21 protein-coding genes are annotated in these 19,467 nt (G+C 70.5%); 10 read left to right on the top strand and 11 right to left on the bottom strand.

Going from position 1 to position 19,467, the window contains the following annotated elements:
• The first annotated feature begins 53 nt into the window (after positions 1–53).
• Together FVE89_RS23605 and FVE89_RS23600 are read left to right on the top strand one after the other, a co-directional pair.
• Positions 54–215: a YqaE/Pmp3 family membrane protein gene (locus tag FVE89_RS23605; RefSeq protein WP_160536709.1), complete on the top strand. Its 162-nt coding sequence runs from the start codon at positions 54–56 to the stop codon at positions 213–215.
• Between the two features lie 292 nt (positions 216–507).
• On the top strand, positions 508–672 hold the full coding sequence (locus tag FVE89_RS23600; RefSeq protein ID WP_342389759.1) for a Flp family type IVb pilin: 165 nt from the start codon (positions 508–510) through the stop codon (positions 670–672).
• Positions 673–734: 62 nt separating this feature from the next.
• Here FVE89_RS23600 and FVE89_RS23595 read toward each other — a convergent pair whose 3' ends face one another.
• Positions 735–986 (bottom strand): hypothetical protein, encoded by a 252-nt coding sequence (locus tag FVE89_RS23595; protein WP_160536708.1) that lies wholly within the window; start codon positions 984–986, stop codon positions 735–737.
• Between the two features lie 263 nt (positions 987–1,249).
• Between FVE89_RS23595 and FVE89_RS30660 the strand changes: the two genes are divergently transcribed.
• On the top strand, positions 1,250–1,408 hold the full coding sequence (locus FVE89_RS30660) for a hypothetical protein (protein WP_202131034.1): 159 nt from the start codon (positions 1,250–1,252) through the stop codon (positions 1,406–1,408).
• A gap of 135 nt (positions 1,409–1,543) precedes the next feature.
• Here the strand turns inward: FVE89_RS30660 and FVE89_RS23590 are convergent, their stop codons facing one another.
• A complete protein-coding gene (locus tag FVE89_RS23590; RefSeq protein WP_160536707.1) occupies positions 1,544–1,846 on the bottom strand; it encodes a hypothetical protein in 303 nt (100 codons plus the stop codon).
• Positions 1,847–2,006: 160 nt separating this feature from the next.
• Entirely contained in the window at positions 2,007–2,288 is a 282-nt protein-coding gene (locus FVE89_RS23585) for a hypothetical protein (RefSeq protein ID WP_342389760.1), read from the bottom strand.
• Positions 2,289–2,805: 517 nt separating this feature from the next.
• On the opposite strand from FVE89_RS23585, the gene gpmI reads away from it, so the two are divergent.
• From gpmI to FVE89_RS23570, 3 genes are all read left to right on the top strand, one after another.
• Complete coding sequence (gene gpmI / locus FVE89_RS23580; RefSeq protein ID WP_161392730.1) at positions 2,806–4,311, top strand: 2,3-bisphosphoglycerate-independent phosphoglycerate mutase; 1,506 nt, start codon at positions 2,806–2,808, stop codon at positions 4,309–4,311.
• Positions 4,312–4,567: 256 nt separating this feature from the next.
• On the top strand, positions 4,568–5,983 hold the full coding sequence (locus tag FVE89_RS23575) for an oligosaccharide flippase family protein (protein ID WP_160536706.1): 1,416 nt from the start codon (positions 4,568–4,570) through the stop codon (positions 5,981–5,983).
• Between the two features lie 10 nt (positions 5,984–5,993).
• Positions 5,994–7,223: a GNAT family N-acetyltransferase gene (locus FVE89_RS23570; RefSeq protein WP_160536705.1), complete on the top strand. Its 1,230-nt coding sequence runs from the start codon at positions 5,994–5,996 to the stop codon at positions 7,221–7,223.
• A 54-nt stretch (positions 7,224–7,277) separates the two neighbouring features.
• On the opposite strand, the gene FVE89_RS23565 is transcribed toward FVE89_RS23570, so the two are convergent.
• The 4 genes from FVE89_RS23565 to FVE89_RS23550 all read right to left on the bottom strand — a co-directional run bounded on the left by FVE89_RS23565 (position 7,278) and on the right by FVE89_RS23550 (position 11,860).
• Entirely contained in the window at positions 7,278–7,505 is a 228-nt protein-coding gene (locus FVE89_RS23565) for a hypothetical protein (RefSeq protein WP_160536704.1), read from the bottom strand.
• A 365-nt stretch (positions 7,506–7,870) separates the two neighbouring features.
• On the bottom strand, positions 7,871–9,292 hold the full coding sequence (locus tag FVE89_RS23560) for a protein adenylyltransferase SelO (protein WP_160536703.1): 1,422 nt from the start codon (positions 9,290–9,292) through the stop codon (positions 7,871–7,873).
• A gap of 141 nt (positions 9,293–9,433) precedes the next feature.
• Positions 9,434–11,113, bottom strand: a complete 1,680-nt coding sequence (locus FVE89_RS23555; RefSeq protein ID WP_160536702.1) for a methyl-accepting chemotaxis protein — start codon at positions 11,111–11,113, stop codon at positions 9,434–9,436.
• A 276-nt stretch (positions 11,114–11,389) separates the two neighbouring features.
• Positions 11,390–11,860, bottom strand: coding sequence for a tRNA (cytidine(34)-2'-O)-methyltransferase (locus FVE89_RS23550; protein WP_160536701.1), 471 nt, complete (start codon positions 11,858–11,860; stop codon positions 11,390–11,392).
• A gap of 177 nt (positions 11,861–12,037) precedes the next feature.
• On the opposite strand from FVE89_RS23550, the gene FVE89_RS23545 reads away from it, so the two are divergent.
• Together FVE89_RS23545 and FVE89_RS23540 are read left to right on the top strand one after the other, a co-directional pair.
• Positions 12,038–12,538 (top strand): PRC-barrel domain-containing protein, encoded by a 501-nt coding sequence (locus FVE89_RS23545; protein ID WP_160536700.1) that lies wholly within the window; start codon positions 12,038–12,040, stop codon positions 12,536–12,538.
• A 109-nt stretch (positions 12,539–12,647) separates the two neighbouring features.
• Positions 12,648–13,229 (top strand): SCO family protein, encoded by a 582-nt coding sequence (locus FVE89_RS23540; RefSeq protein WP_160536699.1) that lies wholly within the window; start codon positions 12,648–12,650, stop codon positions 13,227–13,229.
• A gap of 101 nt (positions 13,230–13,330) precedes the next feature.
• Here the strand turns inward: FVE89_RS23540 and FVE89_RS23535 are convergent, their stop codons facing one another.
• Together FVE89_RS23535 and FVE89_RS23530 are read right to left on the bottom strand one after the other, a co-directional pair.
• Positions 13,331–13,942, bottom strand: a complete 612-nt coding sequence (locus FVE89_RS23535) for a PilZ domain-containing protein (RefSeq protein ID WP_246731156.1) — start codon at positions 13,940–13,942, stop codon at positions 13,331–13,333.
• A 170-nt stretch (positions 13,943–14,112) separates the two neighbouring features.
• The gene (locus FVE89_RS23530) at positions 14,113–14,715 is read right to left on the bottom strand and encodes a PAS domain-containing protein (protein WP_160536697.1); all 603 of its coding nucleotides are present in this window, start codon (positions 14,713–14,715) and stop codon (positions 14,113–14,115) included.
• Positions 14,716–15,048: 333 nt separating this feature from the next.
• Between FVE89_RS23530 and FVE89_RS23525 the strand changes: the two genes are divergently transcribed.
• Together FVE89_RS23525 and FVE89_RS23520 are read left to right on the top strand one after the other, a co-directional pair.
• The gene (locus FVE89_RS23525) at positions 15,049–15,870 is read left to right on the top strand and encodes a rhomboid family intramembrane serine protease (protein WP_160536696.1); all 822 of its coding nucleotides are present in this window, start codon (positions 15,049–15,051) and stop codon (positions 15,868–15,870) included.
• A gap of 131 nt (positions 15,871–16,001) precedes the next feature.
• Positions 16,002–16,433 carry a CBS domain-containing protein gene (locus tag FVE89_RS23520; protein ID WP_160536695.1) on the top strand — a complete coding sequence of 144 codons (432 nt, stop codon included), beginning with the start codon at positions 16,002–16,004 and terminating at the stop codon, positions 16,431–16,433.
• A gap of 96 nt (positions 16,434–16,529) precedes the next feature.
• On the opposite strand, the gene FVE89_RS23515 is transcribed toward FVE89_RS23520, so the two are convergent.
• Entirely contained in the window at positions 16,530–18,098 is a 1,569-nt protein-coding gene (locus FVE89_RS23515; RefSeq protein ID WP_160536694.1) for an alkaline phosphatase D family protein, read from the bottom strand.
• 171 nt (positions 18,099–18,269) lie between these two features.
• Positions 18,270–19,361 (bottom strand): ISAs1 family transposase, encoded by a 1,092-nt coding sequence (locus FVE89_RS23510; RefSeq protein WP_160536693.1) that lies wholly within the window; start codon positions 19,359–19,361, stop codon positions 18,270–18,272.
• Positions 19,362–19,467 lie beyond the last annotated feature (106 nt).

The following is a 19,467-nucleotide window of genomic DNA, read 5'->3' as shown; positions in this document are numbered from 1 at the left end:
CTACCGGACGTGCTGCCGGCGCCTATGTCGCTGACAAAGGAGCTGTCCCACCCATGATCATGATCATCATCTGCTTCCTGGCGCCCTGGCTTGCCATGTTCCTGCGCGGGAAGGTGCTTCAGGGCATCCTCTGCATCATCCTCCACCTGACGATCATCGGCTGGATCCCGGCGACCATCTGGGCGCTCGTCGTCACGCGGCGGGAGGCTGCCTGAAGCGCGCTCATCCGAACGCGAGGCCGGTTCGGAGTCATGGGGCGCGACGAGACGAGCCTTCGCGCCGTGCATGGCATTCAACGCGTGGTCCCGCTGTCCGACCCGGGACCACCGTACCGGTCCCGGGGAGGACGGCTTGACGGATCTTCATGCGATCAATTCCATCGCGCGCGATTTTTCTCTTGTTTTTCTGTAGCAATTTGTTTGTAAAACGAGCGGGTTATTGCCTGTCTTCAGGGTTTTTTAAGATCGGGAACTGTATTTGAGATAAGGTATGATGGGAGTTCGCGCAGTGAAAAACGCCATCCTTCGTCTGATCATCGAAGAAGACGGTGCCACAGCTATAGAATATGGAATGATCGCCGCTCTTATAGCGGTCGCCATCATCGCCTCTCTGCAACTCGTCGGGTCCTCGCTGAGCACGAAGCTTTCCGCGGTCGCCGGCAACCTGAACTGAAGGCTGTAGCCCGGTTCATCAGGACAGGGGCCGCCAGCCCGCGCGGTCGAGGGCAGCCTGTGTCAGTGGGCGCCGTGCTGCGGGCGCCCGCCGGGCAGCGCTGTGATCGAGATCATGAAGGGACAGTCCGGCTCCGGCGATCCGAGGCCGGACAGGGGCAGCGCCGCGCCATGGGCGCGCGGGTCGCGGGTCCGGCGGCCAAGGCGCTGAACCGCGATCCGGAGCGTCTCCTCGTAGGCGGCCTCCGCCGTATCCCCCGCAGACATGTCGGCGCACAACTGGGCGAAGGCGGTACGGAGATCGAGATCGGGCATGGGCACATCCAGGTGAGGCGCACATGCAGAGGAAGGCGGCGTGGTTAACGGAACGTTAATTCGCCCCCTGGGGCCGCGTGACGGCGGGCTACGCCGCGCAGGCCCGCGTTCCGCGCGCTCGGTCACCGAGTGACGCGCATCGGGGCATCGGCTCACGTGTCGCCTGCAGGCGGATCCGAAGAGTCTTTCTTAAGGGGCCGCCCACATCCTTGGCAGCCCGATGTCGTCGTGGGCGTCCCTCGGGCGCCGGAGTCTCCGACCCCATGGCCTTTCTCAGCGCAATCTGCCTGTTCTCCGGTGTGACGCTCGCCGGTATGGCCCCGCAGCGCCCGGTCCGTCAGGCGACGTTCGAGGGCGCGGGCGGCGGACTGATCATGCTGGGCCTCGTCATCATCGGCGCCGGGCTGCCGCTGTTCCGGTAACCGCACGGAACCGAATCCGCATCGCGCCCGGGAACAGGATGGAGCGTAAGCCGCACCGGGCCTGTGAGCCGGACGAGGGGCTGCAAGCCGGTTCGAAGGCCGCACGAACCGGCGCCCATTTCGGCGGAGGCCGCTCTAGCCGGTTCCCTCATCCGCGCAGGCCCGGACGGCGGCGACATCGGACCGGATACCGTCCAGCGCGCAGCGGACCTGTTCCAACGCGGAAGAGACCCGTTCGGCGGCGTGAGAATCGACGGGGTCCTGCGCCTGAAGGGCGAACCCGTCGCGCAGGTAGGGCATCATCTTGCCGTGAAGCGCCGCATAGGCGCCGGGGTTGGACAACTCGTAAAAGACCGCGAGGGCATGGTAGGCCCGGACCAGCATCTCCAGCGCGACATCCGCAATGCCTGCGGCCCCCTCACCATCGTCGCTGTTCATGTCGCGCTTGTAACTTTATTGCTGTCCAAGCGCCAGTTAACATGCCCTGTTAAGACTGTCGACGTTCCGAGCTATTGTTATTGCGGCGCTTCAAGGCGCGGGAACATTTATCGGGGGCTTATGGCTCGACTGCAACACGTGCTGATGCCCGCAGTCGATATCAAGTCACGATCTGGCTTCGCCCGTGTCGGGAGGGCCGAATCATCGTGGCGATCTTGTTCTCCGCCTCGGACAGGACGCTGTTCACAAGGTGAGCCGCACTTTCGACGGTCCCGTCGGCGAGAGTTCCGCTCCGGCTGGTTTCCTGGGCAATGCGGAAATTGTCCTCGACGAATGAGCGGATCTTTCGCTGAACATCGTCGAACTCGCCCGGGTGGGCCATTTCGTAGAGAAGTGCAAGGGCCAAGTAAGCGCGGCCGACCATGTCGAGTGCCAGATTCACGCTCGTCTCGGAACTTATGATCTCGGTCGACGCCACGGCAGATCAATCCCTGTCAAGTACATGCGCTCAGGCTAGCACAGCGTGGATGCGTTGCAATCAGCCAAGTTGTACCCTGATGGTGTTTCCTGAGATATCTTAACTCTGCCCTTGGGGTTCTGATTCCATCAGGTTGCCCACCGGCGGACGGTCGGAATGACTGGCGGGCCGTCCCCGGGCTTCGATGGCGTGGCTGTCTCGCCCACGGCATCGGCGCGGCTGCGGCCCTTGAAGGCGGGTCCCCGCGCGCCGAACCGTCACCCGCCTCGGCAAAGCGCGTCCCTGCGTCATCGACGCTGTCAGAATCCGGACGCTTTCATCGGGCCATGGCTGGATCCGTCCCCGCGGCTGTGGCCTCACGCGGCCAAGCCGACTATCGACACGCGCGAGGGGGGCGGCCTCGCCCGGCCCGCAGGATCCGACCGCGCGTCGGACGTCCAGGAGAATCAGAATCGTGCCCGACAGTACCCCGCGTCCCGTGATGCTCGTGATCCTCGACGGCTGGGGCCTCCGGGAGGAGAGCGCCGACAACGCCGTCCTTCAGGCCCGGACGCCGGTCTTCGACGGGCTGATGCGGGAGCGGCCCCGGGCGCGGCTCAGGACCTTCGGCGCCGATGTCGGCTTGCCGGAGGGGCAGATGGGCAATTCCGAGGTCGGCCACCTCAATATCGGCGCGGGCCGCGTGGTGCTGCAGGACCTGCCCCGCATCGACGCCGCGATCGCGGACGGCTCGCTGGCCACGAACCCCGCCTTGGTCCGGTTCATCGCGGCGCTGCGGGCCTCGGGCGGCACCTGCCACCTGATGGGCCTGCTGTCGCCCGGCGGCGTCCACGCCCATCAGGACCACGCGGTGGCGCTGGCGCGCGTTCTGGTCGAGGCCGGCATCCCGGTCCGGCTCCACGGCTTCACCGACGGGCGCGACATGCCGCCCCGCTCCGCCGCCGCCTGCGTGGCCGCCGTGGAGCAGGCGCTGCCGCAGGGCGCGCGCCTCGCCACCCTGTGCGGACGCTATTTCGGGATGGACCGGGACCGGCGCTGGGAGCGCGTCCGGATCGCCTACGACGCCCTGACCGAGGCGCAGGGGACCCGCTTCGACGGGGCCGGGCAGGCGGTGGCAGCCTCCTACGCGGCGGACGTGTCCGACGAATTCATGAAGCCCGCCATCGTCGGCGACTATGCCGGCATGCGGGACGGGGACGGCCTGCTGAGCTTCAACTTCCGCGCCGACCGGACCCGGCAGATCCTGGAGGCGCTCCTCGATCCGGACTTCTCCGGGTTCTCCCGTCCGCGGACGATCCGCTTCGCCGCCGCCCTGGGCATCGTCCAGTACAGCGTCGAGATCGACGCCTTCGCCGACACGCTGTTCGGCCCCCTCGACCTGCCGAACGGTCTCGGCGAGACCGTGGCGCGGGCCGGGCGCACGCAGTTGCGCATGGCCGAAACCGAAAAATATCCGCACGTCACCTACTTCATGAACGGCGGCCGCGAGGCTCCGTTCGAGGGCCAGGACGCGATCCTCGTGCCCTCGCCCAAGGTCGCGACCTACGATCTGCAGCCGGAGATGTCGGCGCCGGAACTCACCGACCGCGCCGTCGCGGCGATCGGCTCCGGGCGCTACGACCTGATCATCCTGAACTTCGCCAATCCCGACATGGTCGGCCATACCGGCAGCCTCGCCGCGGCCGTAAAGGCGGTCGAGACCGTCGATGCCTGCCTGGGCCGCGTGGTCGAGGCGGTGATGGCGCAGGGCGGGGCGCTCCTGGTCACCGCCGACCACGGCAATTGCGAGACGATGCGCGACCCCGAGACCGGCGAGCCCCACACCGCCCACACGCTCAACCCGGTCCCGGTGACCCTGGTCGGCGTCGATCGCGTGTCGCTGGCCGATGGCCGGCTCGCCGACGTGGCGCCGACGCTCCTCGACCTGATGGGCCTCGACCAGCCGGCCGAGATGACCGGCACGTCCCTGATCCGCCGGGCGGGCTGATGATCCGGCATGGCGGCTGCACCGGTCGGGCCGTCATGCCGCAGGCCCCTGCCATACGTCCCGCCGCGGGATTGGACCGTGCCAGGGCGGGGCGGGGCGCTTCCCGGTCCCGCGCTGGGTGGGGCAGAGTCTGGCTCGGTCCAGACACGCGTGCGCTCCCTCCCCCCTCTGCGGGGGGAGGGGGCGTCGCGCGTCCGGCGCTTCTGCTGATCGGGCGGAAACCTCCTCCACCCATCCGCTCGCCCCGGTGCCGGTCATGATCGCCCGGCACAGCCTGATCTATGTCGGCTCGCGCGGTTTCGCGGCTGCCCTGAACATGGCCTCGGTGGCGGTGTTCACCCGGCTCGCGCCGGCGGCGAGCTACGGCACTTACCTCTACGTCCTGTCCTGGGCGCTGGTGCTCTACGGGGCGACCTGCCAATGGCCGAAATTCGCGTTCTTCGCCCTCTACGACGAGGCCCGCGAGCCGGCCCAGGTCGGCACCGTGGTGCGCATCCTGGGGGGCACGCTGCTGCTTGCCGGGCTCGGCAGCGCGCTGGCGGCGGGGCTCGGCCTCATCCCGGGGCGGATGGCCGCCGCCATCCTGGCGCTCGCCTGCGGCACCACCCTGTTCGAGGGCGCCACCGAGATCGCCCGCACCCGCCTGCGGGTCGGGGCGGTGGCGGCCTCGGTGATGAGCCGGGCGATCCTGATCCTCAGCCTCGGCAGCCTCGCGCTGCACCTCTCGGGCGATCCGCTCGACCTCGCCTTCGCGGTGGCGGCCGCCAACGCGGTCGCCGCGCTGCCGGCCGCCGCCACCATCGCGCCGATGATGCCCGGGCGCGGCAGCCGGGCCGAGGCCCTGCGCCTGTTCACCTATGGCTGGCCGCTGGTGCTCTCCTTCGGCACCGCGGCCCTGGCCCAGAGCCTCGACCGGCTGATCATCGCCAAGACCGTGGGGCCGGCGGGCCTCGGCGCCTACGGGGCGCTCGCCGACTTCCTGCGGCAGAGCTTCATCGTGTTCGGCGAGGCGATCGCCCTGTCGCTGATCTCCCTCGCCAAGCGCGAGGCGCGCCTTGGCGGCATGCCGGCGGCCGAAGGCGTGCTGAGCGATGCCGCCCGCGCCATGACGCTGATCGCGGCCTTCGGCGCCGTGTTCTTCCTCTGCTTCGACGACCTCGTGGTCACGGTGCTGCTCGGGCCCGACTACCGGGCCGAGGCGCGCCACCTCGCCCCGGTGCTGATCCTGGCGAGCATCCTGATGATGTTCCGCGCCTATTATTTCGGGCAGGTGATCTACTTCACCCGGACCAGCGGCCTGGAGGCGGCGGCGGCCTTCGCGACGCTCGCGACCGTGGCGGCGCTCGCGCTCCTGCTGATCCCGACCTTCGGCGCCCCCGGGGCGGCGCTCGCCTTCGCGGGGGGGCAGACGACCGCCTGCCTCGTGCTGGTGTTCGGCGCCCGGCGGGCGGGCACGACGATGCCGCTGCCGCTGGCCGACATGGCCGGGATCGCGGGGATCGCGGCGGCCTGCGGCGCCGTGAATGCCGGGATCGGGCTGATGCCGGGGGGCTTCATGGTGCCGGGGCAGGTGCTGCGCATGGTGCTGCTCGCCGCCGGGGCGGGGGCGGCGGCCTGGCGCTACAACGTCCTCGGCTTCGCCGGCGCGATCCGCCACCGGCTCGCGGCCTGACGGGCTCGCCGTGCCGGAGACCGCCACGCTCCCGCAGGGCCTCGTCGCGGCCATCCGGCCCCTCGATCCGGCGGCGCCCTGGATCCCGGCCTGGCGGGCGCTGGGACCCGCCTCCGCCATCCCGAACCCGTTCTACGGGGCGGGCTACGCGCTCGCCGCCCGGGACGCGTTCGGCGCCGGGGTGCGCCTGCTGATCGTGGCCGACTCGGCTCCCGAGGCGCCGGGAACGCGGTTCCTCGCGGTCTGGCCGTTCCGGGTGTCGCGGCGGCGCTGGGGCCTGCCGCTGCCGCTGCTGATGGGCTGGACCCACGGCTACGGCCCGTTCGGCGCGCCGCTCCTCGACGGGGCCGACCCGGCGAGGGCGCTGGCGGCCCTCCTCGCGGCCCCGCGGGCGCTCGGCCTGCCGCCGCGGCTCCTGCTGCCGAACGCCCCCGCGGACGGGCTCCTGCCGGATCTCCTGGCGGCGCGGGGGATCGCCCGTGCCGCCTACTGGCCGCACGCGCGCGGCCTGCTCGACCTGAGCGCCCGCCCGCCGGAGGCGCGGGCGGGCTATCTCGGCCACCTCTCGGGCCAGCGGCGGCGCAGGCTGCGCCGCGCCCGCACGCGCCTGGGGGCGGCGGGTGCCGTGGCCTTCGAGCTGCTCGACGCGCCGGCCGATCTCGACCGGGCGCTCACCGAACACGTCGCCCTCGAAGCGGCGGGCTGGAAGAGCCGGGCCGGCACCGGGCTGGGCCAGCGCCCGGCCGAGGTCGCCTTCCTGCGCGCCGCCCTGGCCGATCTGGGGGCGGGGGGCGGCGTGCGGATCGCGCGCCTGCGCCGGGCGGGCCGGACGCTCGCCTCCCTGATCCTCCCGGTGACCGGCTCCGAGGCCTGGGTGCTGAAGATCGCCCACGACGAGGCGGAGCCCGAGGCCGCCCCCGGGATCCAGCTGGTCCATCGCCTGACGGAAGCGGTGGTGTCCGGTGAATGGGCGATCGACCGGATCGATTCCTGCGCGCCGCCGGATTTCGCCCTGGGCTCGCTGTTCTGGACCGAGCGGCGGACTATCGCCCACCTTCTGGTCGCGGCGGAGCGCGATCCCCTGTTCCCGCTCGCCCGCGCCCTGGAGCGTGCCCGGGAGCAGGTCGCCCGCATGCGCCTCGTCGGCCGGCATCTTGCCAGCCGAAGCGCGCGATCGGCGCCGGCCGCGCCTGCGTCCGCGTCCCGTCCCATGACGGCGATGCGGCCGGACAGGTCGTAGCAGGTGGGGAGCTGAGCCAGGGGAATCCCGCCGTCGCGGGCGCCCGCAGCCGCCTCAATCCCCCTCGTCGAATCGCGTGCGATAGAACACCTCGCGGCCGGCCCCGTCGATCACCCGGACGGCCGCGGCCGGCTCGCCCGCGCGCTGCGGCACCCGGGCGCGCGCGAACAGGCGCAGCGCCCGCTCCTGCGCGCTCTCCAGGCTGGCGACCCGTACCGAGATCCGCGTCTGGATCTCGTCCGGCTCCGGTCCGAGGACTTCGATGTGGAAGGTCTCGCGCAAGGGAATCCGCCTGATCGAGGGTCTTCAACCGCCGGATGATGCGTTCCGGCCCGGGCGCCATAGCACGTTCCCGCGCCGTGGCGGCCCGGTTTGCCGCGCTCCGACCGCCAGGATCGGCGCAGCACGACACCGTTATCGGAGCGAAGTCCAATTGCTCCCCGCCCGGCCGCGGCTCTATGAGGGCTGCTCCACCCGAGGAGACACCGCCGGAGAAACCCCGTGGACCCGCTCAAGGCCGCCGCCGCGACGCTGCTCTGCCTCGCCCTGTTCTGGCTGGCCTTCCGGCTGACCCGGCGGCTGGTCGATCTCGCCATCGCGGGGGGCTACGCCGAGGAGCGCCGCCGGCTCGCCGAGGAGGAGGCCGCTCAGGCCGAAGCCGTGCCGCAGGCCTCGGCCATCCGGGCCATATCGGCGAGCTTGGCCTCGAACAGGGACCAGTCGTCGGCCTCCGCGATCGGTGCCCACAGCCCTTCGACCTCGTCGATCAGCAGGGTGCAGGGCGCCGCCGCGAAATAGGGGTGGTCGAGCCTCGCGCCGGGCGCGGGCGCGACGGGCTCCAGGGCGGCCCGCACGGGCGCGAAGGCCTCGGTCGCGTAATGGCCGGCGGATGGGCTGGCCTGCGCCCGCCCGGCGCTCGCGAGGCCGCCGTACCAGTCGAAGAAGAACCGCTCGAAGGGGGCCCGGCTCTCGCCGAGGAACCGCCAGATTGCGGCGACCAGGCGGTCGGTCTCGGGCCGCGGCGCCGGCGCGAGGCCGAGCCGGCGGAACAGGGCCTGCGCAAAACCCTCCTGCAGGGCCGGACCGAACCCTGAGAGGGCCGCTTCCAGGCGTGCCTGGGGCGCCAGCGCCAGCAGGCAATCGGCCAGCCGGGTCAGGTTCCAGAACAGGGCCTCCGGCTGGCGCCCGAAGCTGTAGAGCCCGGTCTCGTCGAAATAGGCCGCGGTGAAGTCCGGGTCGAAATGCGGCAGGAAGCGCCAGGGTCCGTAATCGAAGCTCTCGCCGGTGACGTTGATGTTGTCGCTGTTGAGCACCCCGTGGACGAAGCCGGCGGCCGCCCATTGCGCCCCCATCCGGGCGACGCGGACGACCACGTCCTCCAGGAAGGCGACCCCGCGATCCTCCAGGCTGTCGCGCCAGAGCTCCGGCCGGTGGGTCTCGATCGTGTGGTCGAGGAGCCGGGCGATGTTGTCGGGCTCGCCCAAAGCCAGGAAGCGCTGGAAGCTGCCGATGCGGATATGCCCGTGGGACAGGCGCACCAGCACCGCGGAGCGGGCAGGCGACGGCTCGTCGCCGCGCACGAGGTCCTCGCCGGTCTCGATCAGGCTGAAGCTCTTGGATGTATAGACGCCCTGCGCCTCCAGCAGTGCGGTCGCCAGCACCTCGCGCACGCCGCCCTTCAGGGTGAGCCGCCCGTCGGCGCCCCGGGAATAGGGCGTGGTGCCGCTGCCCTTGGTGCCGAGATCGAGAAGGCGCCCGTCCTTCAGATCGCGGAGCTGCGCGAACAGGAAGCCGCGGCCGTCGCCCAGTTCGGGGTTGTACGAGCGGAACTGGTGGCCGTGGTAGCGTAGCGCCAGCGGGGTCTCGAAGCTGCCGGGCAGGGGCTCGAACCGGCCGAAATGGGCGATCCACGCGGCTTCCGTGAGCCCGCCCAGGCCGACGCGCTCCGCCCAGGCCTGATTGCGGTAGCGCAGGATCGTCCGCGGGAATCGCGCCGGGGTCACGGGATCGAAGAAGGCCGGTCCGAGCTCGGCATGGCGCCGGGAGGGCCTGTAGGCGGTGTCGTCCATGCGGCGCGTCTCACGAGGCGGGGATGAGCCCCCGCCGTACCAAGCTTGCGGGACGGGATCCGTTGCCCCGGTCCCGCCCTTGCGCGCGGGCGGACGCCGCGGGCGCGGCAGAACCACCCCCGACTTGGCGCCGCATGGCGGTCAGGCGGCGCGAACCGTGGCCAGAAAACGCGCGATCTCCGCCGTGAGATGCTCGGATTGGCGCGACAGCTCGGAGGCTGCGCCGAGCACCTCGCTCGCTGCCGCCCCTGTTTCCTCGGCGGCCCCGGCCACGCCGGCGATGTTGCCCGTTACCGCGCTCGTGCCGGTCGCCGCCTGGGCGACGTTGCGCACGATCTCCTGCGTGGCCGCCCCCTGCTGCTCGACCGCCGCCGCGATCGAGGTCGCCGTCGCGCTGATCTCGCGGATGCGCCCCGTGATCCCGCCGATCGAGGCGACGGCCCGCCCGGTCGAAGCCTGGATCTGGAGGATCTGCCCGGAGATCTCGTTCGTCGCCTTGGCGGTCTGTTCGGCGAGCGCCTTCACTTCGGAGGCGACGACGGCGAAGCCCTTGCCGGCCGCCCCGGCCCGCGCGGCCTCGATCGTCGCGTTGAGCGCCAGGAGGTTCGTCTGCCCCGCGATGGTCGAGATCAGGCCCGCCACGTCGCCGATCCGCGCGACGGCGGCGCTCAATTCCTGAACCAGTGCGCCGGCCTGATCGGCCTCCGCGACGGCGTGCCGGGCGAGCTCCGCGGAACCGTCGACCTGACGGCCGATCTCCTGCACGGACGAGCCCAGCTCCTCCGCCGCCGCCGCGACGGTGTTGACGTTGGAGGCGGCCTCCTCGGCGGCCGCAGCCACGGCCGTGGACTGGCTGGCGGTCTGGCTGGCCGTCGACGTCATCTGCTGCGCCGTCGCCTGCAACTCGGTCGCCGAGGACGACACCATGCCGATCACATCGCCGACCGCCGCCTCGAATCCGTCGGCCATCTCCCGCACGGCGCGCTTGCGCTGCTCCTCCGCCGAGGCGCGGGCCAGGGCAGTCTCCTCCTCGAGCTTGCGGGTGCGGACAAGGTTGTCTTGGAACACCTGAACGGCGGCGGCCATCTCGCCGATCTCGCTGCGTTCGCCGGCATTCGGCACCACGAGACCCGTCTCACCCCCGGCCACCCGCTTCATGACGCCCGCCATGCGGCGGACCGGAACCGAGATCGTGGAGACCGACATCCAGCTGATCGCCAGCGTGAGCGCGACGACGACGGCGAGCACCACGGCGATGCCGGTGCGGGCGCTCTCGCCCAGCGCGGTGGCGGTGGTGACGCTCTGCTTGCCGTGCGCATCGTTGAAGGCGATATCGGCCTTCAGCGCCGCCCGGGCCGCGTTGAGGGCCGGGAGCATCCCGTCCAGCAGGTAATCGGTCGCCGCCTTGGTCTCGCCCGCTTGGATCCGGCGCAGGAATTCCTCGCCCATCTGCGAATAGGCGGGGACCGTCGCCGTGATGGCCTTCCAGAGGGCCTCCTCGCCATCGCTGACGTAGGGCACGTATTCCTTCAGATCCGCCTCGATGTCGCTCATGCTCGCCCGCAGGCGCGGGAGGGACTGGGGTCTCCGCTCCTCGCTGGAGAGGAGATAGGCGAGCTGCCGGCTGCGCAGGGCTTCGAAATTCGTGGCCAGACGGCTGATGATCCGGGTCGACGGGAGGGCATTGCCGCCGAGTTCGTCGACGGACACGCTCAAGGCGTTCAGCCGCGCGTAACAGAAGCCGCCGAGGCCGAGCGTCAGGGCCAATAGGACCAGGAGTGACGTGATTAAGCGGGAACGCACGGAGAAGTTGAATTGCATGATCACACACACGGGTCGCACGACCAGCGTAGATTAGCATGCGCGTGTTAAAATTATGTTTCGAGACGTATTGCGCCAGTAATTTGAAACTGCTTTAGCCTATGTAAATGTACGGTATCGGGCGGGCCATGTATTCATGGAATGATTTAATCATCGCGGTCCGCGGTGCGCGAATCGCAATATCGATGTCCGCTTTTGAGCATCCTGCGGAGGCGCGCTGTCGCCGTCCCCCGACGCATGTCGCCCGTGTCGTGACCCTTTCGCCGAACGCCGGTCCTAAACGTCCAGCCGCGCCGACCCCGCCACCTGCCGCAGCGCCTCGCCGGTGATCATCGCGGCTGCCACCGCCACGTTGAGGGAGCGTAAACCGGGTCGGATCGGCACCACCACCCGGGCATCCGCCGCCGCGTGCACCGCCTCCGGAACGCCGGCGGATTCGCGCCCGACCATCAGGCAATCGTCCAGGCGGAAGGCGAAATCCGTGTGGGGCAGGGCGCCGGCCGTGGTGGCGAGCACAAGCCGGATCCCGGCCTCGGCCCGCCACGCCTCGAAGGCCGCGAAGGAGCGGTGCCGGGTGATCGCCACGTGGTCGAGATAGTCGAGGCCCGAGCGGCGCAGGTGCCGGTCCGAAACGTCGAAGCCCGCGGGCTCCACGATCTCGACGGCAAGGCCGAGGCAGGCCGCCATGCGCAGCATCGTGCCGGTGTTCTGGGGGATGTCGGGCTGGTAGAGGGCGAGGCGGAGCATGGCCGGCCCCTTGTGAGGGCCGGCCGCTGCGCCGTCAAAGGGCCGCCGCGCTGATGCTCAGCCGGCAAACCGCCACGCGTTCGGCGACGCCCGGCAGATCGTGCGGAACTTAAGCTCCGCCAGAGCCTTATGGCGGCGCCACCCGCGTCCGCGGCCTTCTTCGAAAGACCTGATCCGATGCGCAAACCGCTCCTCGCCTCGGCCCTCCTGCTGGCCGGCCTCGCCACCGCCTCGGCCCAGAATGCCGGCCCGAATTCCGGCAGCGCCGCGGCCCCGGTCCCGGGGCAGCCCGCCACCATGGCCGACAACCTGCGGCCGACATTCGTGGCCCAGAATCCCGACGACCGGGTCGCCAGCAGGCTCATCGGCACGAGCGTCGTGAACGGCGCCAACGAGACGATCGGGCAGATCGCCGACATCGTCCTCGACGAGAAGAACACCGTGAAGTCCTGGGTGATCGGGGTCGGCGGCTTCCTGGGGCTCGGCTCGAAATATGTCGCGGTCGACCCGTCCGTGCTCACGCTCAGCCGGACCGACGACAAGACGCTCCAGGCCCGGATCGACACCACCAAGGATCAGCTCCGCGCCGCGCCCGAATATATCTACCTCGGCAAGGAGCCGCCGAAGGGGGCCGCCCCCGCAAGTCCCGCGGGCGAGCCGGCCAACAAGAAGCCCTGACGGCAGCCCTGACGGGCGCGGCGCCCGGGCCGGCGACACCCGGCCCGCTTGCCTCCGCGCGCGGTTCCGTGCTGTGCCAGCCTCCGTCCTGAGGTCGGAGTCCGACACGATGCGCCGCGCCCTCATCCCGCTCCTCGCCTTCTGCCTCGGCCTCGTCGGCATCACGGGGGCGGCGGTGTTCGCCTTCATGCCCGAGAAGGCGCCGGTGGGCGTGCCCGGCGTCGGCGGCCCGTTCACGCTGGTCGATCAGGACGGCCGCACCGTCACCGAGCGCGACTTCGCGGGGGCGACGCACCTCGTGTTCTTCGGATTCACCCATTGCCCGGATGTCTGCCCCACGACGCTGCAGCAGGTCTCGGACGTGCTGGCCGCCCTCGGGCCCAGGGCCGAACACATGCGGGTAGCCTTCGTCACGGTCGATCCCGAGCGCGACGACCCGGCGAGCCTGAAGGCGTATCTGTCGAGCTTCGACCCGCGGATCACCGGGCTGACCGGCACGCCCGAGCAGGTCACGGCCGCCGAGAAGGCGTATCGCGCCTATGCCCGCAAGGTCCCGGCCAAGGACGGCGACTACACGATGGAGCACACCGCCATCGTGTACGTGATGGACGCGCAGAACCGCTTCCTCGGCGCCCTGGACCTCTCCCGGCCCGCCGCCGAAACCGCGGCGCAGCTCGCCAAGAAGATCTGAATCGGGAAATTCCAAAGGGATCATCCCTTTGGCGGGGTCTCGGGGCAGGCCCCGAGGATCTTGTCCTCAAGACCTGGAGCGAAGTCCGGCAGTGGCGCCGCCTACAGCGTCATCCCGGCGTGGAAGCGGTCGGCGGAGAGCGGCAGCAGGAACTGCACGCCGAACCCGCCCTCGAAGTAGCGCACCAGCCGCCCCGGCGTGCTGCCCACGGTCACGGCGATTCCGAGCGGCAGCGTCATCGGGCAGGCGATCGCGGCGCCCGAGAGGGAGATGTCGATGAGCCGCGCCTGGATCTCCTGATGGCCGTCGATGCGCAGGGTGACCCCGGGTTGCGTCGGCACGAGGCGTTCGTGCGAGCGCCCCTCCGGCAGGCCGAGCATCTCCCGGTTGGCGAGCCACGTCAGCTGGGAGGCGAGCTTGTCGCGCTTGCGCGGGGTGGCATTGAGCTGGACCGCGAACCCGTCGCTGCAGCGGCGGGCGATCCGTCCCTCGATCCGGCCGATATGCTCCAGATAGAGAACCACCCGCTCGCCGACCTCGCCCAGGACCGCGCAGGTCAGGCGGACGCCCCCCGGCGACATGTCCACGGTCTGGCAGGGATATTCGCGCCGGTCCGCCAGCATGTAGCGGCCGAGCACCGAGACCCGCACGCGCTGGTGCCGGCGCTCGTCCGAGGCGCTCCGCACCGGGCCGGGCACAGCCCGCGGCTCCATCTCGGCGGTGAGGTCGACCGCGATCATCCCGGGATTGATCCTCCTCCGCGATCAGCAGAGTCGGAGACTAGACCGGGACCGTTACGAAACCCTTTTTTCCTCCCGGCGTTGTGGTCCTCTTCTATTAACGCGCGTCGGGTGACCAGACTTGAAGAGTCTCGGTGGGCGCCTCAGACGCCCCGTCCGCCGGCATGGACGAGGAGGTGGCCGCGGCGCACCGGCACCGGGTAGCCGGCACTCGACCGGACGGCCGGGCGCGGCGGCGGCAGGGTGTCCGGCCGGCGGCTCGGCAGGATGCGCAGCGAGGTGGTCTCCGCCGTCACGAGCGGGCGCAGGCCGATCCAGGGGGGCGTTCCGTCGAGGCTGAGGGCGCCGAGGGCGCGGACCTGCGTGCGGCCGCGATGGCGCAGGGGCAGGAGCAGGAGTTCGAGGGCGGCCGCCTCGCCGGCCGCGTTGGTGCCGTGCAGGCCCGCCACGACGCCGAGGGTGTCGCTGGCGACGATCTCGACGATTCGCCAGGGGTCGGCCCCCTGGGCCCCCCACAGGACAGAGAAGGGGTGCCCCTTCAATTCCCGGCCGTACAGGGCGCAGACCCGCGTCCCCGCGAGCCGGATGGTGGCCGTGCAGGCCGCCATGTCGAGTTCCAGGATCAGGCTGTCGGCCAGAAGGTGGCGGATCTCCCCGGGCTCGATCTCGCCCCGCTCCGGCGCGGCGCGCTCGCCGCGCAGGCGCTCCCAGTAGGCGTGGAGCATACGGCTGGTGGGATGCTTCATCGGTGTCCCGACTCTAAACGCCTGTGGTTCATCCCTGGATCGTTCTGGTACATCCGCGAGGCTGTAGCCGGCCGTTCCGGGCGCTCACGGCGTCCCGGCGCACGCGCCGTGCCGGCGGTACCGCTTCGGCGCCGGGGAGACAATCGCAATGCGCGGCATCGCGGGCCGGCGGGCAAACGCAGTCGGAACCGCCGCGTGGGGAACGATCAGATCTGCGCCCGTCTCTACAGGTAAACTCGGCGTCACCTCGGGCGGTGGGCCGGTCCTCGTTCTCCGGATTCGATACGTCGCCGGGGCTTGCCCACCCGCCCCGAGCCCCGACATGGTGCCGCGATGGATGCCTCCCCCGAATTCCCGCGGCAGAGCCGCGTCCCGGTGTTCAACATGCCGGGGATCGTCACGCTCTCGATCGGGCTTCTGCTGGCGATCCAGGCGGTGCGCGAATTCCTTCTGCCGGACACCTGGGACATCAGCCTCGTCCTCGATCTCGCGCTGGTGCCGGCCCGCTGGACCCTGTGGTTCGATCCCGGTCAGGCCGCGGAGGTGATCCGCGCGGCCGGTGATTCGGGCGATCCGGGCCTCCAGGCGGCGCGCGAGGCCTTCGCGCGCTACATCGCGGGCGAGCACGCGGTCCAGCCCTGGACGCTGGCGACCTACGCGCTGCTCCACGGATCGTGGATGCACGTGATCTTCAACAGCGTCTGGCTCGCCGCCTTCGGCTCGCCGGTCGCCCGCCGCTGCGGCGCCTGGCGCTACGGGGTGATCGCGCTCGCGGGCACCGCGGCCGGGGGCCTGCTGCACGTGCTGGTCGATCCCCTGAGCGCGGGGCCGCTGGTGGGCGCCTCGGCGGGAATCTCGGCCCTGATGGCCGCCGCCGCCCGGTTCGTGTTCCAGCCGCCGGTCTCGGGCTACGCCGGCCCGCCCTGGCAATTGCCGCCGCGCCGGCCGGTGGAGACCATTCCCGAACTCCTGCGCAACCGGACGGCGGTGTCGTTCCTGGCGATCTGGCTCGTGACCAACCTGCTGTTCGGCCTCATCAGCGTGCCGTTCGTGGGCCAGAGCGCCGCCATCGCGTGGGACGCGCATCTCGGCGGGTTCATCGTGGGCTTCCTGATGTTCCCGTTCCTGGATCCGCGGGAGGCGGTGAAGGCCTGAGCACCTTGCCAACGGGGCGAAACGGCCACACACTCGCCGCATTGTGAAGGAGCCGGGGCCAACCCGGCCGACAGCGTAATCCAGGCGCCGCGGGCTGACGGCGCACCGGACGCGTCACAAGGGAGAGAGCCATGACCGTCGCACGCATCCTGGCCGAGAAGGGCAGCTCCGTCGTCACCGTGAGCCCGGACAAGACCCTCGAGGAGGTCATCCAGATCCTCGCCGACCGGCGCATCGGCGCCCTGGTGGTCGCCCATGCCGACGGATCGGTGGCCGGCATCATCTCCGAGCGGGACATCATGCGGGCGCTGGCCCGGCACGGCGGCTCGGCCTTCGACGCGCCGGTCTCGGCCCACATGACGGCAGACGTCACGACCTGCGGTCGGAGCGCGACGATCGAGGAGGTCATGACGCTGATGACCGACGGACGCTTCCGCCACGTCCCAGTCTGCGAGGACGGGCGCCTGATCGGGCTGGTCTCGATCGGCGACGTGGTGGCGCGCAAGATCGCCACCGTGGAGGCCGAGCATCAGGCCCTGCGGGATTACATCACGATGGCGTAGGAGGGCCGACTCTCCCTTCCTTTGGCCAAGCGGATTCACGCTTCGTGCGCCGAGATGCTCTCTCCTCCCCGCAAGGGGGAGGGGAAAAGCGTCCCTTCACGCCTTCACGGGATCGAGCGTCACGTGCCAGAGATCCGTGTCGGCCGCGTCCTTGAGCGTCACCGTCATCTGCTCGGTCCGGCCGTCGACCGCGACATGGCCGAAGAACTGGTAGCCGGCGGCCGGTGACAGGTTCACCTGCCCCTTCTCGGGCGCCTTCACGAAGCGCAACTGCGGCCCGAACGTGTTGTCCAGCGTGTTCGGCCCGAAGGTGCCGGCGTGCAGCGGCCCGGACACGAACTCCCAGAACGGCTCGAAATCCTGAAACTGCGCCTTGTTGGGATCGTAGTAGTGGGCGGCCGTGTAGTGCACGTCGGCCGTGAGCCACACCGTGTTGCGGATCCCCGCATTCTTGATGAAGCGCAGCAGGTCGGCGATCTCCAGCTCGCGCCCGAGGGGCGGCCCGTCGCCCTGCGCCACCGCCTCCGAGCCGAAGTTCCGATCGACGTCGTACGTCACCACGAGGCCGAGCGGCATGTCGGCGGCGATCACCTTCCAGGTCGCGCGGGAGTCCAGCAGCGCCCGCTTCAGCCACGCGATCTGCTGCGGCCCCAGGAAATAGGAATCCGGCCCGTACGCGGCCTGCGTGTTCTCGCCGTTCGGCCCCCGGTAGGAGCGCATGTCGAGCATGAACACGTCGACCAGCGGGCCGTAGCCGATCTTGCGGTAGACGCGGCCGGGCTCGGACGGCTCGAAGCGCATCGGCATGTATTCGTGGAACGCCTTCGCGGCGCGCAGCTGAAGGGCCAGGACGTTCGGGTCGGCGTATTTCTTCTTCAGGTGCTCGGCGCGGGTCAGCGGCTCGCCCGGCCACCAGTTGTTGGTGACCTCGTGGTCGTCCCACTGCGCCAGGATCGGCACGGCGGCGTTCATCGCCAGCACGTTCCGGTCGGTGAGGTTGTACTTGTGCCGGCCGCGGAATTCTTCGAGGGTTTCGGCGGGCTTGGAGACCGCCTCGGTCACCCGGTTCCGCCAGAGGCTGCCGTCGGGGAGCTTCACCTCGGACTGGATCGGCCCGTCGGCGTAGATCGTGTCGCCGGAATGGATGAAGAAGTCCGGCCGGTTCTTCAGGATGGCGGAATAGATCGTCATGCCGCCGCGGGCCTCGTCGATGCCCCAGCCCTGGCCGGCCGTGTCGCCCGACCAGCAGAACGACACCGAGCGCCGATCCGCCGGCGCGGTGCGGAACCGCCCCACCTGAGCCGGACCGACGATGGTCGGCGCGGCGCTATCCTGGAGGCGGACGCGATAAAAAATGTCCTGGCCCGCCGGCAGGCCGGTCAGCGCCACCTTGACGGTGCCGTCGGTCTCCGGGAGTGCGTCGGCGAAGACGCCCTGGATGTTGGAAAAGCTCTCGGTGGTGGCCCATTCGATGATCGCCCGGGCGGGCCGGTCGGACCGCGCCCAGACCACCGCCGAGTCGGTGCCGACATCGCCCGATTGGAGCCCGTGGGTCAGGAGCGGCCGGTCGGCGGCGCGGCTCAAGCTGGGGCGGGTGAGGCCGGAGGCCAGCCCGACGAGGCCCGCGCCTCCGGAGAGCAGGATCTGACGGCGACTCGCGGACATTGGAACCCCTCCAAATGGTGGGGCGCCCATGGCAGGTCGGCGCGACAGGGGGATGACGGGGGCGGTCTACGACCCGCAGCCTCATCCTGATGTTTTTCGATTCAGATATTTGCGTTGGAGAAGATGGGCCTCCGGCTCCGCGTCTCTCCCTCCCCCCTCTGGGGGGGAGGGCTATTGCACATGAGCAAAGGCATTGAAGAGGAAGTCTTTGCTCCAAGAAGCCTGCTTTATTTTCTTGCGGATCGGCAGGTCGGAGGGATGTGCTTCCCAGATGTTGCGGGCCAGCCGCCGCAGCAAAGCGAGGTTGTCCGGAGCGTTGTTCTTGCGCGATCGGGCGTCGTCCTCGTGGAAGATCACGTCGAGCGGCCAGTGCAGGTGGTTCTCGATGCCCCAATGCGCCCGCACCAGCAGGGCCAGTCGGCTCGGCGCCAGCCGGCGCGACAGCGCGAACAGGCGCGTGTGCTCCTCGCTCCGGCCATCGGCGGTCTGGCGCAGGCTGACGATCTGCCCGAACGCGGCCAGCCCCGGCAGCAGCGCCCGAGCCTCGGCCGGCGCCGCCACGACGCGGGCCGCACGCCGCACCAGCCGGCCATGACCCTCGTCCTGGTCGGCGTAGCCCGGCCCGGTCCTCGCCCGGGCGAAGCTGGCCTGGGCGAGGGCGTACAGCTTGGGCTGGTTCGTCTTCAGGCCGAGCACGTAGTCGGCGCCGGCCGTGCGGATCACCGCGGCGGTGTCGGGCCGGCAGTGCAGCGCGTCGGCCGTGACCGTGCAGCCCTTGGCCGTGAGGCTGGCAAGCAGGCGGCGGGCCATCTCGGCCTCGCCGCCGGCCTCCGCCCGGCCCTGGGCGATCGACAGGCGGGTGAAGCTGTCGAACACGCTCACCATCACCGGCGGCCTGTGGCTTTGGCCGGCCTCGTAGGCGCGCCGCAGCGTCTTGCCGTCCACCGCCAGCACCCGCCCGGCGCGCAGATGCCGACCCAGGGCCGACAGGCAGGCACTCAGGGCGCCCTCCAGGGCGCGCCGATCGAGCAGGCGCAGCACCCGAGAAACCGTATCGTGGCTGGGCGTCCCGTGGCGCAGCGGCAGAACCTCGCCGAACTCGGCCGCGTGGGCTGCGGCAAAGTCGGCGATGTCGACGCAGGTCTTCTCCCCGCACATCAGCCCGCACAGCGCCAGGAACAGCAGTTCGCCCAAGTCGTGACGGGCGGTGTAGTCGCGCGGGTCCCGAACCGCGCGCAGGATGAGCAGAAGATCCTCGACCATGACCAGTCCCTCCCAGGGGGAAGACGTGGTCAGAGTCGATCGCCGATGACAGAGCAACTGCCAATCTACTCATATGCAATCGCCCTCCCCCACAGGGGGGGAGGGA

Origin of the sequence: Methylobacterium sp. 2A, from assembly GCF_009806555.1 — a bacterium.
In the GTDB taxonomy this organism is placed as follows: Bacteria; Pseudomonadota; Alphaproteobacteria; order Rhizobiales; family Beijerinckiaceae; genus Methylobacterium.
Note: the sequence above shows the minus strand (reverse complement) of the source record. Positions and strands in the feature narration are given on the sequence as shown.

Excerpts from the sequence above, each read along its gene's own strand:
- FVE89_RS23605 (WP_160536709.1), top strand. The coding sequence starts at position 54 with ATGATCATGATCATCATCTGCTTCCTGGCGCCCTGGCTTGCCATGTTC.
- FVE89_RS23595 (WP_160536708.1), bottom strand. The coding sequence starts at position 986 with ATGCCCGATCTCGATCTCCGTACCGCCTTCGCCCAGTTGTGCGCCGAC.
- FVE89_RS30660 (WP_202131034.1), top strand. The coding sequence starts at position 1,250 with ATGGCCTTTCTCAGCGCAATCTGCCTGTTCTCCGGTGTGACGCTCGCC.
- FVE89_RS23590 (WP_160536707.1), bottom strand. The coding sequence starts at position 1,846 with ATGAACAGCGACGATGGTGAGGGGGCCGCAGGCATTGCGGATGTCGCG.
- gpmI (WP_161392730.1), top strand. The coding sequence starts at position 2,806 with ATGCTCGTGATCCTCGACGGCTGGGGCCTCCGGGAGGAGAGCGCCGAC.
- FVE89_RS23575 (WP_160536706.1), top strand. The coding sequence starts at position 4,568 with ATGATCGCCCGGCACAGCCTGATCTATGTCGGCTCGCGCGGTTTCGCG.
- FVE89_RS23560 (WP_160536703.1), bottom strand. The coding sequence starts at position 9,292 with ATGGACGACACCGCCTACAGGCCCTCCCGGCGCCATGCCGAGCTCGGA.
- FVE89_RS23555 (WP_160536702.1), bottom strand. The coding sequence starts at position 11,113 with ATGCAATTCAACTTCTCCGTGCGTTCCCGCTTAATCACGTCACTCCTG.
- FVE89_RS23550 (WP_160536701.1), bottom strand. The coding sequence starts at position 11,860 with ATGCTCCGCCTCGCCCTCTACCAGCCCGACATCCCCCAGAACACCGGC.
- FVE89_RS23545 (WP_160536700.1), top strand. The coding sequence starts at position 12,038 with ATGCGCAAACCGCTCCTCGCCTCGGCCCTCCTGCTGGCCGGCCTCGCC.
- FVE89_RS23540 (WP_160536699.1), top strand. The coding sequence starts at position 12,648 with ATGCGCCGCGCCCTCATCCCGCTCCTCGCCTTCTGCCTCGGCCTCGTC.
- FVE89_RS23535 (WP_246731156.1), bottom strand. The coding sequence starts at position 13,942 with ATGGAGCCGCGGGCTGTGCCCGGCCCGGTGCGGAGCGCCTCGGACGAG.
- FVE89_RS23530 (WP_160536697.1), bottom strand. The coding sequence starts at position 14,715 with ATGAAGCATCCCACCAGCCGTATGCTCCACGCCTACTGGGAGCGCCTG.
- FVE89_RS23525 (WP_160536696.1), top strand. The coding sequence starts at position 15,049 with ATGGATGCCTCCCCCGAATTCCCGCGGCAGAGCCGCGTCCCGGTGTTC.
- FVE89_RS23520 (WP_160536695.1), top strand. The coding sequence starts at position 16,002 with ATGACCGTCGCACGCATCCTGGCCGAGAAGGGCAGCTCCGTCGTCACC.
- FVE89_RS23515 (WP_160536694.1), bottom strand. The coding sequence starts at position 18,098 with ATGTCCGCGAGTCGCCGTCAGATCCTGCTCTCCGGAGGCGCGGGCCTC.
- FVE89_RS23510 (WP_160536693.1), bottom strand. The coding sequence starts at position 19,361 with ATGGTCGAGGATCTTCTGCTCATCCTGCGCGCGGTTCGGGACCCGCGC.